The organism is Pseudomonas sp. FW305-25 (assembly GCF_017351415.1).
Lineage (GTDB): Bacteria > Pseudomonadota > Gammaproteobacteria > Pseudomonadales > Pseudomonadaceae > Aquipseudomonas > Aquipseudomonas chlororaphis.
In genome coordinates, this window is record NZ_JACNDE010000024.1 from 65,878 (window position 1) to 81,022 (window position 15,145).

Below are 15,145 nucleotides of genomic sequence, written 5' to 3' on the forward strand. Positions count from 1 at the left end.
GACTGTCAGCCCCTTATCGCGGGCAAGCCTCACTCCTACAGGGTTTGTGGCTGGGCCGCGCCAAACGCGCCTTCGCGCAACAACAGCACAATCAGCCCCAGGGCCCCGGCCGCCATCAGCAACAGCAAGGCATGCCCGCTGACCCACTGGCTGCCCGCCCCCGCCACCAGCGGCCCGATCAGGCAGCCGATGCCCCACAGCTGGGCGACGTGGGCATTGGCGCGCACCAGCGCATCGTCGCGGTAGCGCTCGCCGATCAGAATCAGCGACAAGGTGAACAGGCCCCCGGCGCTGGCGCCGAACAGCACCCACAGCGGCCAGATCAGCAGGGTGTCGAGCAGCAATGGAATGGCCAGGCTCGACAGCAGCAGGATCACCGCGCAGCCGGCAAACAAGGCGCGCCGCGATACGCGATCGGCCAGGGCACCGATGGGCAACTGCAACAAGGCATCGCCCACCACCACGGTGCTGACCATCGCCAGGGCGATGTCCTCGGTAAACCCCTGGCGCAGGCAATAGACCGGCAACAGGGTCAGGATCATCGCCTCGAACGCGGCGAACAGCGCCACCGCCCAGCCAATGGCCGGCAGGCCACGACAGAACCGCCATAGGTCACCGAAAGTCACGCTGCAGGACTCGCTGCTCGGCGCGCCGCTGCGGCCCATCAGCAACAGAGGCGACACCACCAGCAGCACGACGCCCACCCAGAAACCGTAGTCATGCTCGGTGCCCAAGGCGCCCAGCAGCAGCGGGCCAGCCAATTGGCTCAAGGCATAGCTACTGCCATACAGCGCCACCAGGCGACCGCGCCACTGCTCCACCACCAACTGGTTGATCCAGCTTTCGCCGAGGATGAAGACGATGGTCAGCACCACGCCGATCATCAGCCGCAGCACCAGCCACAGGGGATAACTCGGCAACAGCGCCAGCAGGCCAATGGAGATCGCCCCGCCCCACAGGCACAGGCGCATCAGCCCCGCCGTGCCGAAGCGTGCCGCCAGGCGGCTGGACACCTTCGCCCCGAGCAAGACGCCAATCGCCGGCATCGAGGCCATCACGCCGATTGCAAAGGGCCCATACCCCCAGCTCTCCAGGCGAAATGACACCAGCGGCATGCTCACGCCCAAGGCCAGCCCCACACTCAGGACAGCCGCCAAAACGGCGAAATAAGTTGCCCAGCGCATTTCCACGCTCCTGTGGATGGTTTTTTTAATACAGAGACAACGCAGCCGGACCTCCCCTGCGGAAAGTCCGGCTGCGATATGGATCGGCTAACGGTGCGCGGGATGGCGTCTGTTCAGACGCCCGATATCCGCGCCCCTTGAATTACAGCTTGATCCAGGTCGCCTTCAGTTCGGTGTACTTGTCGAACGCATGCAGCGACTTGTCACGACCGTTGCCCGACTGCTTGAAACCGCCGAACGGCGCGGTCATGTCGCCGCCGTCATATTGGTTGACCCAGACACTGCCGGCCCGCAGCGCCTTGGCGGTCAGGTGAGCCTTGGAGATATTGGCCGTCCATACCGCCGCGGCCAGACCGTAAGGCGTGTCGTTGGCAATCTGGATGGCTTCTTCCACGGTGTCGAAGGCGATGACCGAGAGCACCGGGCCAAAGATCTCTTCCTGGGCGATCTTCATTGCATTGCTGACGCCATCGAAGATGGTCGGCTCAACGTAGGTCCCGCCGGTTTCCTGCAGGGTGCGCTTGCCGCCCACCACCAGCTTGGCGCCGTCGGCATGACCGGACTCGATGTACGACAGCACGGTGTTCATCTGCTGGGTATCCACCAGCGCGCCGACGTTGGTGGCCGGGTCCAGCGGGTTGCCCGGTTTCCAGGCCTTGAGGGCCTCGATCACCAGCGGCAGGAATTTATCCTTGATCGAACGCTCCACCAGCAGGCGCGAACCGGCGGTGCAGACCTCGCCCTGGTTGAAGGCAATGGCGCTGGCCGCGGATTCGGCCGCGGCCTGCAGGTCCGGGGCATCGGCGAACACGATGTTCGGGCTCTTGCCGCCCGCCTCCAGCCAGACGCGCTTCATGTTCGATTCGCCGGAGTAGACCATCAGTTGCTTGGCGATCTTGGTCGAACCGGTGAACACCAGGGTATCGACGTCCATGTGCAGGGCCAGGGCCTTGCCCACGGTGTGGCCATAACCTGGCAGCACGTTGAGCACGCCCGCCGGGATCCCGGCTTCGACAGCCAGCGCGGCGATGCGGATAGCGGTCAGCGGCGATTTTTCCGACGGCTTGAGGATCACCGAGTTACCGGTGGACAGCGCCGGACCGAGTTTCCAGCAGGCCATCATCAACGGGAAGTTCCACGGCACGATGGCGCCGACCACGCCCACCGGCTCGCGAGTCACCAGGCCCAGTTGGTCGTGGGGCGTGGCGGCGACTTCGTCGTAGATCTTGTCGATGGCTTCGCCGCTCCAGCTCAGCGCTTGCGCCGCGCCAGGAACGTCGATACCCAGCGAGTCGCTGATCGGCTTGCCCATGTCCAGGGTTTCGAGCAGGGCCAGTTCTTCGGCATGCTTCTTCAGCAGGCCGGCAAAACGAATCATGGTGGCTTTACGCTTGGCCGGCGCCAGGCGCGACCAGACACCGGAATTGAAAGTGGCGCGGGCGTTTTCCACCGCGCGTTGTGCGTCGGCGGCGTCACAGCTGGCAATACTCGCCAGCAGACGACCATCGACCGGGCTGATGCATTCGAAGGTTTCGTTGGAAACGGCGGCGGTGTATTCGCCATTGATGTAGGCGCGGCCTTCGATTTTCAGCTCGCGGGCGCGTTGTTCCCAATCGGCTCGAGTCAGGGTGGTCATGCGAGTGTCCTCCTCTTGTTGGATACAGGCGCCACGCGATCGATGCCGGCACCTTCAGGAATTCTGCCCGGCCATCCTGCTTCGGCCCATGGCATTCGCCACCCTAAACCAGCGGCACCCGAAGTTTCAATATATTTGACAGAGGCCAGGCAAACGCCATTGCTATGTTCATTTTAATAAACATAGACTTCGGGCTTTCCAGCCATTCGCAGCGCAATCAGGGGGGAATACCAGCATGAGCATCCAGGACATCGTCGACTTCAATCAGGCCAACACTGCGCCCGAGCGGTATCGCCCCGCCCAGGAAAAAGTCCTCAAGGGCGACCCTGAGCAAACCGTGTTCAACCACTACAACAGTCCGTGCGGCCAGATGAACGCCGGGGTATGGGAAGGCGCGATCGGCCAGTGGACGGTGAACTACACCGAGCACGAGTACTGCGAGATCGTGCAGGGGGTTTCGGTCCTGCGTGACGGCGAAGGCAATGCCAAGACCTTGCGCGCCGGCGATCGCTTCGTCATTCCCGCAGGCTTTCGCGGCACCTGGGAGGTGCTGGAACCGTGCCGCAAGATCTATGTGATCTTCGAACCGAAAGCCTGAATCGCAGGCACAAAAAAACCCGCTTGAAGGCGGGTTTTTTTGTCAGAAGAAAAATCAATTACTTGATTTTGCCTTCCTTGTAGATCACGTGCTTACGAACAACCGGATCATATTTCTTGATCTCGATTTTGTCCGGAGTAGTGCGCTTGTTCTTGTCGGTAGTGTAGAAGTGACCAGTACCGGCGCTCGAAATCAAACGAATCAATTCACGCATGATTAGCTCCCTTAAACCTTGCCATCGCGACGAAGTTCGGCCAGCACGACATCAATGCCACGCTTGTCGATGATACGCATGCCTTTGGCAGATACGCGCAGACGCACAAAACGTTTCTCGGACTCAACCCAGAAGCGGTGATGCTGCAGGTTCGGCAGGAAACGACGACGGGTTTTGTTGTTTGCGTGGGAAATGTTATTCCCAGTCACCGGACCCTTACCGGTAACTTGACAGACTCTCGACATGCCTCAGCCCTCTAAAACCACATGCCCAACCCGGCATGGGTTGGCCGCTTAATCTCTCAGTCATTTGGCGCCAGGCGCCGCGTTTCTTTAGGGTCTTACCGGCTACACCTACAAGCGAAGGAACCGGGCCCCTAGAAAAGAGCGCTGCTTTATACCAGAAAGACCCAGTAGCAACAACAGCCGGTGTGCTTTGGATTTCGAAAAGTCCCTGTTTTCTTGCTCCGGATGCCTGCACCAAAGGCTGGCGCCATGGCTGACCGCTCGTCGCAGAATAAATTCTGCGTGGGTGAAACAAGCGGCAGAATCACCATGCACAGCCGCCGCAACGCTCGTTCCACGTCAATATATGGAAAAAACCTCTGTCAATTTATGCCTAATGTGGCCATGACTGCCGGCCGCCAACAGGCTCGACGCTGCAACAAATGCCAACGTATCCGGCCCACGAGCGAAAAAAGGGGATAGTCATTTTTCAACGGGGCCACTAGGGTAAGCCTTTTTCCAGACTGCACTCGCAGATGGGCCTTCGATCTGCAAAGGAAGCCAAACATGCGCCTCGCTGCCCTCCCGCTCCTGTTCGCCCCTCTTATTCTGAGCCCGCTGGCCCACGCCGCCGCATTAAGCGTGTGCACCGAGGCCAGCCCGGAAGGTTTCGACGTAGTGCAGTACAACTCGCTGACCACCACCAACGCCTCGGCCGACGTGCTGATGAATCGCCTGGTGGAGTTCGACGCCAGCAGCGGCAAGGTGGTACCGAGCCTGGCCGACAGCTGGGAAGTCTCGGCCGACGGCCTGACCTATGTGTTCAAGCTGCACCCGAAAGTGAAGTTTCATCGCACCGCGTATTTCAATCCGAGCCGCGAGCTGACCGCCGAAGACGTGAAGTTCAGCTTCGACCGCATGCTCGACCCGGCCAACCCCTGGCATAAAGTGGCGCAGAGCGGCTATCCCCATGCCCAGTCGCTACAGCTGCCGGCGCTGATCAAGAAGATCGACGCCCTGGATCCGCTGACCCTGCGCTTCACCCTCGACCACGCCGATTCGACCTTCCTCGCCACCCTGAGCATGGGGTTTGCATCGATCTACTCCGCCGAATACGCCGACCAGTTGCTCAAGGCCGGCACCCAGGACAAGCTCAACAGCCAACCGATCGGCACCGGCCCCTTCGTGTTCGGCCGTTTCCAGAAGGACGCATCGATCCGCTACAAGGCCAACCCCGACTATTTTGCCGGCAAGCCGGCGGTGGATCCGCTGATCTTCGCCATCACCCCGGACGCCAACGTGCGCCTGCAGAAGCTGCGCCGCAACGAATGCCAGATCGCCCTGTCGCCCAAGCCGCTGGACGTGACCGCCGCGCTTGAGGAGCCTGCGCTCAAGGTCGAGAAAACCGCGGCCTTCATGACCGCGTTCGTCGCCATCAACAGCCAGCACCCACCACTGGACAAACCTGAAGTGCGCCAGGCCATCAACCTCGCCTTCGACAAGGCCAACTACCTGAAAGCGGTCTTCGAAAATACCGCCGAACCCGCCAACGGCCCCTTCCCGCCCAACACCTGGAGCTACGCCAAGGAGCTGCCGGGTTACGCCCATGATCCGGCGAAGGCCCGCCAATTGCTGGCCAAGGCCGGCCTGAAAGACGGTTTTCAGACCACGATCTGGACCCGCCCTTCCGGCAGTTTGTTGAACCCCAACCCGAGCCTGGGCGCGCAACAGCTGCAAGCAGACTTGGCACAAGTCGGGATCCAGGCGGAGATCCGTGTGATCGAATGGGGCGAACTGATCCGTCGGGCCAAGGCCGGCGAGCACGACCTGCTGTTCATGGGCTGGGCCGGCGACAACGGCGATCCGGATAACTTCCTCACCCCGCAGTTCACCTGCGCGGCGGTGAAGTCCGGGACCAACTTCGCCCGCTATTGCGACCCCGGCCTGGACAAGCTGATCACCGCCGGCAAGACCACCACCGAGCAGGGCGTGCGCAGCAAGCTTTACCAGCAGGCGCAAACCCAGATCCAGCAGCAGGCCCTGTGGCTACCGCTTGCCCACCCGACCGCCTTCGCCCTGACGCGCAAGGATGTCCATGGGTATCAGGTCAGCCCGTTCGGTCGCCAGGACTACTCGAAGGTCAGCTTCAGATAAGCAGCGGCAAGCGGCGAGCTACAAGCTGCAAGTTCAGAGCAGTCCTCGTACCGCTTTAACTTGCAGCTTGCCGCTTGAAGCTTGTCGCTGCTTCTCTACATCCAGCCGTACTCGGCCATCGACAGCGGCTCGCCCTCGCCGACGATGAAATGGTCGAGTACGCGCACATCCACCAGGTCCAGCGCCTCCGTGAGCCTGCGGGTCAGCACCCGATCCGCCTGGCTCGGCTCGGAAACGCCCGAAGGATGGTTGTGACACAGGATCAGCGCGGCCGCGTTGTGCGCCAGGGCACGCTTGACCACTTGCCGCGGATAGACGCTGGTGGTGTTGATGGAACCCTGGAACAACGCCTCGAACGCCAGCACCCGGTGCTTGGAGTCGAGAAACAGGCAACCGAAGACCTCATGCGGTTCATGGCGCAACATCGCCTTGAGGTAGTCGCGGACCGCCACCGGGCTTTCCAGCACCGAATTGCGACTGAGTTTTTCCGCCAGATGCCGCCGCGCCATTTCCAGCACCGCCTGCAATTGCGCGAACTTGGCCGGGCCCAGGCCAAGCTGCCGGCTGAAGGTCAATTGGTCCGCCTCGAGCAGGCCACGCAGGCTGCCGAACTGATGCAACAGGTGCCGCGCCAGGTCGACCGCGCTTTTTCCGGCGACCCCGGTGCGCAGGAAAATCGCCAGCAATTCGGCGTCGGAAAGGGCCAGCGCGCCCTGCTCAAGAAGCTTCTCCCGCGGGCGCTCCGCCGCAGGCCAGTCGCGAATGCTCATAGCACCTCCATGTGTGTGGGCGCCGCTGTTCCATAGCGGTCGCTGTGCTATCTTAGCCCATCTTTTTGCGTGGAATTTCCCCTGGGGAGGGGGTGTTACACGCAGCAATCATTGAACTGAAAGGCAGGCCTATGCAGCGGCTGTATCGGAAACGCATCGTTCTCGGCGTCGGCGGCGGCATCGCTGCCTATAAGAGCGCCGAGCTGGTTCGCCGACTCCTCGACCACGGCGCGGAAGTGCGTGTGGTCATGACCCGTGGCGGCAGTGAATTCATCACCCCGCTGACCATGCAGGCCCTGTCCGGGCACCCGGTCCACCTGGACCTGCTCGACCCCGCGGCCGAAGCCGCCATGGGCCATATCGAACTGGCCAAATGGGCCGACCTGGTGCTGATCGCCCCGGCCACCGCCGACCTGATCGCCCGCCTGGCCCAAGGCATCGCCGACGACCTGCTGACCACCCTGGTCCTGGCCACCGACGCCACCGTCGCCATCGCCCCGGCCATGAACCAGGCCATGTGGCGCGACCCTGCCACCCAGGCCAACACCCAGCTGCTGCAAAGCCGTGGCCTGAAAGTCTTCGGCCCGGCTTCCGGCAGCCAGGCCTGTGGCGACGTCGGCCTGGGCCGCATGCTCGAGGCCAACGATCTGGCGCTGTGCGCCGCCGACTGCTTCCAGCATCTGGCGCTGACCGGCAAACACGTGCTGATTACCGCCGGCCCGACCCAGGAAAACATCGACCCGGTGCGCTACATCACCAACCACAGCTCCGGAAAAATGGGCTTTGCCCTGGCCGAAGCAGCGGTCGAAGCCGGTGCTCGGGTCACCCTGATCACCGGTCCCGTGCACCTGCCGACCCCGGATCGCGTGACCCGGATCGACGTGGTCAGTGCCCGCGACATGCTCGCCGCCTGCGAGGCCGCCATCCCATGCGACCTGTTCATCGCCTCGGCCGCGGTCGCGGACTACCGCCCGGAAGTCGTCGCCCCACAGAAATTGAAGAAAGACCCTACGAACGGCGACGGCCTGCTGCTGCAGATGGTGCGCAACCCGGACATCCTGGCCACCATCGCCACCCGCCCCGACCGTCCGTTCAGTGTCGGCTTCGCCGCTGAAACCGAACACTTGCTCGACTACGCTGCACGCAAACTCAAAGACAAGAACCTCGACCTGATCGTCGCCAACGACGTGGCCAACCCGAGCATTGGCTTCAACAGCGAGGAAAACGCCTGCAGCGTGATTGACCGGGAGTTGCACGCAACTCTCTTCGCCCAGACCAGCAAGGGCAAGATTGCCCGCCAACTGATCTCTTTCATCGCCGAACGGCTGAACCAGGTTTAACTCGCATGCACGCTTTACAAGCCAAGATCCTCGACCCACGCATCGGCAACCAATTCCCCCTGCCGCAGTACGCCACGCCAGGCTCCGCCGGCCTCGACCTGCGCGCCATGCTCAAGCAGGACACCCTCCTGGAACCGGGCCAGACCCTGCTGATTCCTACCGGCCTGTCTGTCTACATCGGCGACCCAGGCCTCGCCGCGCTGATCCTGCCGCGCTCCGGCCTGGGTCACAAGCACGGCATCGTCCTGGGCAACCTGGTCGGCCTGATCGACTCCGATTACCAGGGCGAACTCATGGTCTCCTGCTGGAACCGTGGCCAGACCGCCTTCAACATCGCGGTGGGCGAACGCATTGCCCAGTTGGTACTGGTACCCGTGGTCCAGGCGCACTTCGAAGTGGTCGAAGCCTTCGACGAAAGCCAGCGCGGCGCGGGCGGTTTCGGTCACTCCGGCAGCCATTGAACAAAAAATCCGGGCCGCGCCAGCGGCTCGCCTAAGATTGGTAGGCTGCGTTTCAGCACGAAAACTCAGCAAGTTTATTCGCGGACTTGACCACCCGGAATCACGGCACAAGGTGATCGAAAAAGAGCTGACACTCATCAGATGGCATTTTTGCACCATGAACCCAAGGGCAAAAACGCCGTCATACCCTTCAGTTTGAGCCTTCCGGTCAGTATTCCGGCCTGTCCTGCCCCCTTTTAGACGGAGCACCCCCAGTGATGAGCAATGCAGCCCAAGTCGTACCCAAGTTCCCTGAAAGCATCTTTCGCGCTTACGACATTCGCGGAACCGTTCCGGAAACCCTGAACGCTGAAACCGCCTACTGGATCGGTCGCGCCATTGGCTCCGAGAGCCTGGCCCAGGGCGAACCCAACGTTTGCGTAGGCCGTGACGGTCGCCTGTCTGGCCCCGAGCTGGTGGCGCAACTGATCCAGGGCCTGCACGACAGTGGTTGCCACGTCAGCGATGTCGGCCTGGTACCGACACCGGCGCTGTATTACGCGGCCAATGTGCTGGCTGGCAAATCCGGGGTGATGCTGACCGGTAGCCACAACCCGTCGAACTACAACGGCTTCAAGATCGTCATTGCCGGCGACACCCTGGCCAACGAACAGATCCAGGCCCTGCACGATCGCCTCAAGACCAACAACCTGAGCAGCGGCCAGGGCAGCATCACCAAGGTCGACATCCTCGATCGCTACGGCAAGGAAATCACTGCCGACGTCAAACTCGCCCGTCGCCTGAAAGTGGTGGTCGATTGCGGCAACGGCGCAGCCGGCGTCATCGCGCCTCAGCTGATCGAAGCGCTGAATTGCGAAGTCATCCCGCTGTTCTGCGAAGTGGACGGCAACTTCCCCAACCACCACCCGGACCCGGGCAAGCCCGAGAATCTGGAAGACCTGATCGCCAAGGTCGCCGAGACCAACGCCGATATCGGCCTGGCCTTCGACGGTGACGGCGACCGCGTTGGCGTCGTGACCAACACCGGCAGCATCGTCTTCCCCGATCGCCTGTTGATGCTGTTCGCCAAGGATGTCGTAGCGCGCAACCCGAGCGCGGAGATCATCTTCGACGTCAAATGCACCCGCCGCCTGATCCCGCTGATCAAGGAATATGGCGGTCGCCCACTCATGTGGAAGACCGGTCACTCGCTGATCAAAAAGAAAATGAAGCAGACCGGTGCGTTGCTGGCCGGTGAAATGAGCGGACATGTGTTCTTCAAGGAACGCTGGTTCGGTTTCGACGACGGCATCTACAGCGCCGCGCGGCTGCTGGAGATCCTCAGCAAGGAAAAATCCAACGCGGAAGAGCTGTTTGCCACCTTCCCGAACGATATTTCTACGCCGGAAATCAATATCCATGTGACCGAAGAGAGCAAATTCAGCATCATTGATGCGCTGCACGACGCGCAATGGGGTGAAGGCGCCGACCTGACCACCATCGACGGCGTACGAGTCGACTACCCCAAAGGCTGGGGCCTGGTTCGCGCCTCCAACACCACGCCGGTGCTGGTACTGCGCTTCGAAGCCGATGACGAAGCCGAACTGCAGCGCATCAAGGATGTGTTCCACACCCAGCTGAAACGTGTTGCACCTGACCTCCAACTACCGTTTTGATTTTCTTCAAGCGCCTTTATTGAAGTGCCGGAGCCCTGAATGACCCTCGAACGCGATGCCGCCGCCAATACCGCCAAGGTCCTGTCCGAAGCGCTGCCTTATATTCGCCGCTATGTCGGCAAGACCCTGGTGATCAAATACGGCGGCAACGCGATGGAAAGCGAGGAGCTGAAGACCGGCTTCGCCCGCGACATCGTGCTGATGAAGGCTGTCGGGATCAACCCGGTGGTCGTGCATGGCGGCGGCCCGCAAATCGGTGACCTGCTCAAGCGCCTGTCCATCGAAAGCCACTTCATCGATGGCATGCGTGTCACCGACGCGGCGACCATGGACGTGGTGGAGATGGTCCTCGGCGGCCAGGTGAACAAGGACATCGTTAACCTGATCAACCGCCATGGCGGCAGCGCCATCGGCCTGACCGGCAAGGATGCGGAGCTGATTCGCGCGAAGAAGCTCACCGTCACCCGCAAGACGCCGGAAATGACCACCCCGGAAATCATCGACATCGGCCACGTGGGCGAAGTGGTCGGCATCAACACCGACCTACTGAATCTGCTGGTCAAAGGTGATTTCATCCCGGTGATCGCCCCGATCGGCGTCGGCGCCAACGGCGAGTCGTACAACATCAACGCCGACCTGGTGGCCGGCAAGGTGGCCGAGGCGCTGAAAGCCGAGAAGCTGATGCTGCTGACCAACATCGCCGGCCTGATGGACAAGTCGGGCAAGGTGCTGACCGGCTTGACCACCCAGCAGGTCGATGCCCTGATCGAAGACGGCACCATCTACGGCGGCATGCTGCCGAAGATCCGCTGCGCGCTGGAAGCGGTACAGGGTGGCGTGGGCAGCTCGCTGATCATCGACGGTCGGGTACCCAATGCGATTCTGCTGGAGATCTTCACCGATACCGGTGTCGGCACCCTGATCAGCAATCGCAAGCGTCCTTAAGCGCTGCAAATAAAAAGCCCCCGCCTGGGCAAGCCAGGCGGGGGCTTTTTATTGCGCCTTCCGTAGGAGCGGAGCTTGCCCGCGATAGCGGTGTATCAGGTCAGACCGCTATCGCGGGCAAGCCTCGCTCCCACAATACTCAGACGCCGAATTGCGCGCGGTAGGCTTCCACCGCCGGCAGATGCTGCTTGAGCGCCGGATCGTCCGCCAGGAACTGCAGGACCTGGGTCAGGGAAACAATGCTCACCACCGGAATGCCGAAGTCGCGCTCGACTTCCTGGATCGCCGACAACTCACCATTGCCACGCTCCTGACGGTTCAGGGCGATCAGCACACCCGCGGCCTTGGCGCCCTCCTGGGATTCGATGATCTGCATCACTTCGCGGATCGCCGTGCCCGCGGTGATTACGTCGTCGATGATCAGCACGTCGCCAGTCAATGGCGCGCCGACCAGGCTGCCGCCTTCGCCGTGAGCCTTGGCTTCCTTGCGGTTGAAGCACCATGGCAGATCGCGCTGATGATGCTCGGCCAGGGCCACGGCCGTCGCCGCCGCCAAAGGAATGCCTTTGTACGCAGGACCGAAAAGCACATCGAAAGAAATGCCGCTGTCGACGATCGCCGCGGCATAAAAACGCCCCAGCTGCGCCAGGGCCGAGCCGCTGTTGAACAGACCGGCATTGAAGAAGTAAGGACTGGTACGCCCGGACTTCAGGGTGAACTCACCGAAGCGCAAAACCCCGCGATCGATGGCAAAACGAATGAAATCGCGCTGATACGCCTGCATGAAAAAGCCCCAAATACCACGGATTTAGCTAATTAGGTAGACCTCGGGTATCATACACGCACGTGATTTTTGGGGCCATTTATGCGGATCATCAGTGTGAACGTCAATGGTATTCAGGCTGCAGTGGAGCGAGGTTTGCTCAGTTGGCTGCAAGCACAGAATGCCGACGTCATCTGCCTGCAGGACACCCGCGCCTCCGCCTTTGAACTGGACGATCCAGCCTTCCAACTGGATGGCTACTTCCTTTATGCCTGCGATGCCGAAGTTCCCGCCCAAGGCGGTGTGGCTTTGTATTCGCGGTTGCAACCGAAGGCTGTCATCAGCGGTCTCGGCTTCGAGACGGCCGACCGCTACGGGCGCTACCTGCAAGCCGATTTCGACAAGGTCAGCATCGCGACCTTGCTGCTTCCTTCCGGGCAGAACGGCGATGAAGACTTGAACCAGAAGTTCAAGCTTATGGACGACTTCGCCCGTTACCTGGATAAACAGCGGCGCAAACGTCGCGAGTACATTTATTGTGGCTCGCTGTACGTGGCGCAACAGAAGCTGGATATCAAGAACTGGCGTGACAGCCAACAATCTCCGGGTTTCCTGGCGCCTGAACGTGCCTGGATGGACGAGATTGTCGGCAACATGGGTTATGTCGACGCCCTGCGCGAAGTCAGCCGCGAAGGCGATCAATACAGCTGGTGGCCGGACAACGAACAGGCCGAGATGCTCAACCTGGGCTGGCGCTTCGACTATCAGCTGCTGACCCCAGGCCTGCGTCGCTTCGTGCGCAGCGCACGCCTGCCACGCCAGCCGCGCTTCTCGCAGCACGCGCCGCTGATCGTGGACTACGACTGGACGCTGACCATCTAAGCGTCTTTTCGCAGCCACAAAAAAGCCGACATCAGTGTCGGCTTTTTTGTGGGCGCTCGGCCTATTTGATCAATCGCCAGGTGAACGGGTAACGGTACGCCACCCCTTCATTGGCCTTGACCCCGGCGATGATGGTCAGCACCAGGGCGCCGATCGCCAGCAGACCAAAAAGCAGGAAACCCACCAGCACCACCATCAGCAGGAAGCAGACCAGCGAGGCAAGGGCCACGGTGATCTGAAAGTTCAGCGCTTCCTTGCCCTGGGCATCGATGAACGGATCGGTCTCGCGCTTCATCTGCCAGAGCACCAACGGACCGATCAGGGTGCCGAACGGAATCCAGATGCCCAGCAAGGCCGACAGGTGACAGAACATCGCCCACTGACGCACCTCATGGCTCGGGACAGGTTGAGGAAGCTGGTCGTCGTTCATGCGGCTCTCCTTGCTGAAAGCTACCGAGCAATCAGTCAGCCAGGGCTGCCTGTTGCAATTCAAAGATCTCGCTCATGCCTTTCTTGGCCAGCGCCAGCATGGCGTTCAGTTCTTCCGGCTGGAACGGCGCGCCTTCGGCAGTGCCCTGGACTTCGATGAAACCGCCAGTGCTGGTCATGACCACGTTGAGGTCGGTCTCGGCCGCCGAGTCTTCCAGATAATCCAGATCCAGCACCGGCTCGCCCTGGTACATGCCCACGGACACCGCCGCGATCATTTGCTTGATCGGGTCGCCGCCCTTCAGGCCGCCCCGCTTCTTGATCACTTTCAGCGCATCCACCAGAGCCACCATGGCACCGGTGATCGACGCGGTACGGGTACCGCCATCGGCCTGGATCACATCGCAGTCGACATACAGGGTGACGTCGCCCAGCTTGGTCATGTCCAGCGCAGCGCGCAGGGAACGGCCGATCAGACGCTGGATCTCCAGGGTGCGGCCGCCTTGCTTGCCGCGACTGGCTTCACGCTGGTTACGCTCGCCGGTGGCGCGCGGCAGCATGCCGTATTCGGCGGTCAACCAACCCTGGCCCTGGCCCTTGAGGAAGCGGGGCACGCCGTTCTCGACGCTGACCGTGCAGATCACTTTGGTATCACCGAACTCGACCAGTACAGATCCCTCGGCGTGTTTGGTGTAGTTGCGGGTGATGCGGATCGAGCGGAGCTGATCGGCAGCGCGACCACTTGGACGTTTCATAGGGAAATACCTGTACGGGGACGGAAAACTGCCGATCATTATAGAGCCCACGGCCCTGCCTGGGCAGTTCTAAAAACCCCGGCCCGTCGGCGACACCTCTGGAACGGCCCTCCGGTCGCCCCGCAGCGCTTTGTCACACCCGCAGTTTGGGAGCATCCACCGCACTGCGCTACAATCCTGCGCCTTCACAGCCTGTCGGCTTCAATTCATTCATATCGGGCCCGTGCAACCCTCCGCGGTTGGCGGCGGACCTGTATCGGAGGTACCTCCATGGTGCACAGCATGACCGCCTTCGCCCGGGTAGAACGGGCCGGCACCCAGGGCACCCTGAGTTGGGAACTGCGCTCGGTCAACAGCCGTTACCTGGAACCGCACCTGCGCCTGCCGGAATCCTTTCGCGATCTGGAAGGCGCGGTCCGCGAGGCGCTGCGCCAGGGACTGTCGCGCGGCAAGCTCGAATGCACCTTGCGCTTCACCGAAGAAACCACCGGAAAACCACTGCAGGTCGACCGGGAGCGCGCCGCGCAACTGGTGGCGGCAGCCGAGTCCGTTGCCAGCCTGATCAAGCAGCCGGCAGCGCTGAACCCACTGGAAGTGCTGGCCTGGCCCGGCGTCCTGGTGGCCGATGCCAGCGACCCGCAGGCGCTGAACAACGAAGCCCTGAGCCTGTTCAACCAAGGGCTGAAAGAGTTGAAGAGCGGCCGCGAGCGCGAAGGTGCGGAGCTGGCCCGCCTGATCAACGACCGCCTGACCTCCATCGAGGAAGACGTCGTGACCCTGCGCGAACTGGTCCCGCAGATGCTCGCCACCCAGCGCCAGAAGGTTCTCGACCGCTTCGCCGACATGCAGGCCGAACTGGACCCCACGCGCCTGGAACAGGAAATGGTGCTGCTCGCCCAGAAGAGCGACGTCGCCGAAGAACTGGACCGCCTGAGCACCCACATCATCGAAGTTCGCCGCGTGCTCAAGTCCGGCGGCGCTGCCGGCCGGCGCCTGGACTTCCTGATGCAGGAACTCAACCGCGAAGCCAACACACTGGGCTCCAAGGCCTTCGACCCGCGCAGCACCCAGGCTGCGGTCAACCTCAAGGTGTTGATCGAGCAGATGCGCGAACAAGTACAGAATATTGAGTAAG

Annotated in this window: 15 protein-coding genes and 1 pseudogene; 8 read left to right on the top strand and 8 right to left on the bottom strand. The window is 61.8% G+C overall.

What is annotated here, in order from left to right; all coding sequences use genetic code 11:
* Positions 1–35: 35 nt before the first annotated feature.
* Both J4E58_RS21245 and J4E58_RS21250 read right to left on the bottom strand, forming a co-directional pair.
* Positions 36–1,184, bottom strand: a complete 1,149-nt coding sequence (locus tag J4E58_RS21245) for an MFS transporter (protein ID WP_053263102.1) — start codon at positions 1,182–1,184, stop codon at positions 36–38.
* Between the two features lie 142 nt (positions 1,185–1,326).
* A complete protein-coding gene (locus J4E58_RS21250; RefSeq protein ID WP_007921100.1) occupies positions 1,327–2,820 on the bottom strand; it encodes an aldehyde dehydrogenase in 1,494 nt (497 codons plus the stop codon).
* Positions 2,821–3,055: 235 nt separating this feature from the next.
* On the opposite strand from J4E58_RS21250, the gene J4E58_RS21255 reads away from it, so the two are divergent.
* Complete coding sequence (locus J4E58_RS21255) at positions 3,056–3,418, top strand: cupin domain-containing protein (protein ID WP_038574716.1); 363 nt, start codon at positions 3,056–3,058, stop codon at positions 3,416–3,418.
* A gap of 58 nt (positions 3,419–3,476) precedes the next feature.
* Here J4E58_RS21255 and rpmG read toward each other — a convergent pair whose 3' ends face one another.
* Both rpmG and rpmB read right to left on the bottom strand, forming a co-directional pair.
* The gene (gene rpmG, locus J4E58_RS21260; protein WP_003177274.1) at positions 3,477–3,632 is read right to left on the bottom strand and encodes a 50S ribosomal protein L33; all 156 of its coding nucleotides are present in this window, start codon (positions 3,630–3,632) and stop codon (positions 3,477–3,479) included.
* Between the two features lie 11 nt (positions 3,633–3,643).
* The gene (gene rpmB / locus J4E58_RS21265) at positions 3,644–3,877 is read right to left on the bottom strand and encodes a 50S ribosomal protein L28 (protein ID WP_007921114.1); all 234 of its coding nucleotides are present in this window, start codon (positions 3,875–3,877) and stop codon (positions 3,644–3,646) included.
* A gap of 546 nt (positions 3,878–4,423) precedes the next feature.
* Here rpmB and J4E58_RS21270 point away from each other — a divergent pair.
* On the top strand, positions 4,424–6,010 hold the full coding sequence (locus J4E58_RS21270; RefSeq protein ID WP_087087544.1) for an ABC transporter substrate-binding protein: 1,587 nt from the start codon (positions 4,424–4,426) through the stop codon (positions 6,008–6,010).
* Positions 6,011–6,105: 95 nt separating this feature from the next.
* Here J4E58_RS21270 and radC read toward each other — a convergent pair whose 3' ends face one another.
* A complete protein-coding gene (gene radC / locus J4E58_RS21275; RefSeq protein WP_007921116.1) occupies positions 6,106–6,780 on the bottom strand; it encodes a DNA repair protein RadC in 675 nt (224 codons plus the stop codon).
* 131 nt (positions 6,781–6,911) lie between these two features.
* On the opposite strand from radC, the gene coaBC reads away from it, so the two are divergent.
* The 4 genes and pseudogenes from coaBC (at position 6,912) to argB (ending at position 11,181) form a co-directional block, all read left to right on the top strand.
* Positions 6,912–8,120 carry a bifunctional phosphopantothenoylcysteine decarboxylase/phosphopantothenate--cysteine ligase CoaBC gene (gene coaBC, locus J4E58_RS21280; RefSeq protein ID WP_007921117.1) on the top strand — a complete coding sequence of 403 codons (1,209 nt, stop codon included), beginning with the start codon at positions 6,912–6,914 and terminating at the stop codon, positions 8,118–8,120.
* A 5-nt stretch (positions 8,121–8,125) separates the two neighbouring features.
* Positions 8,126–8,581 carry a dUTP diphosphatase gene (gene dut, locus J4E58_RS21285; protein WP_087087542.1) on the top strand — a complete coding sequence of 152 codons (456 nt, stop codon included), beginning with the start codon at positions 8,126–8,128 and terminating at the stop codon, positions 8,579–8,581.
* Between the two features lie 251 nt (positions 8,582–8,832).
* A pseudogene (locus J4E58_RS21290) lies at positions 8,833–10,236 on the top strand (phosphomannomutase/phosphoglucomutase); the annotation flags it as partial.
* Between the two features lie 39 nt (positions 10,237–10,275).
* The gene (argB, locus tag J4E58_RS21295; RefSeq protein WP_007921120.1) at positions 10,276–11,181 is read left to right on the top strand and encodes an acetylglutamate kinase; all 906 of its coding nucleotides are present in this window, start codon (positions 10,276–10,278) and stop codon (positions 11,179–11,181) included.
* A 139-nt stretch (positions 11,182–11,320) separates the two neighbouring features.
* Here the strand turns inward: argB and pyrE are convergent, their stop codons facing one another.
* Positions 11,321–11,965, bottom strand: coding sequence for an orotate phosphoribosyltransferase (gene pyrE / locus J4E58_RS21300; protein WP_007921122.1), 645 nt, complete (start codon positions 11,963–11,965; stop codon positions 11,321–11,323).
* 81 nt (positions 11,966–12,046) lie between these two features.
* Between pyrE and J4E58_RS21305 the strand changes: the two genes are divergently transcribed.
* Positions 12,047–12,826, top strand: coding sequence for an exodeoxyribonuclease III (locus tag J4E58_RS21305; protein WP_003176915.1), 780 nt, complete (start codon positions 12,047–12,049; stop codon positions 12,824–12,826).
* 61 nt (positions 12,827–12,887) lie between these two features.
* Here the strand turns inward: J4E58_RS21305 and J4E58_RS21310 are convergent, their stop codons facing one another.
* Positions 12,888–13,256: a DUF4870 domain-containing protein gene (locus tag J4E58_RS21310; RefSeq protein ID WP_007921123.1), complete on the bottom strand. Its 369-nt coding sequence runs from the start codon at positions 13,254–13,256 to the stop codon at positions 12,888–12,890.
* Positions 13,257–13,287: 31 nt separating this feature from the next.
* Positions 13,288–14,010, bottom strand: coding sequence for a ribonuclease PH (gene rph, locus J4E58_RS21315; protein ID WP_007921124.1), 723 nt, complete (start codon positions 14,008–14,010; stop codon positions 13,288–13,290).
* A gap of 270 nt (positions 14,011–14,280) precedes the next feature.
* Here rph and J4E58_RS21320 point away from each other — a divergent pair, with 270 nt between their 5' ends.
* On the top strand, positions 14,281–15,144 hold the full coding sequence (locus J4E58_RS21320; protein ID WP_009046187.1) for a YicC/YloC family endoribonuclease: 864 nt from the start codon (positions 14,281–14,283) through the stop codon (positions 15,142–15,144).
* The last annotated feature ends 1 nt before the right edge of the window (position 15,145 follow it).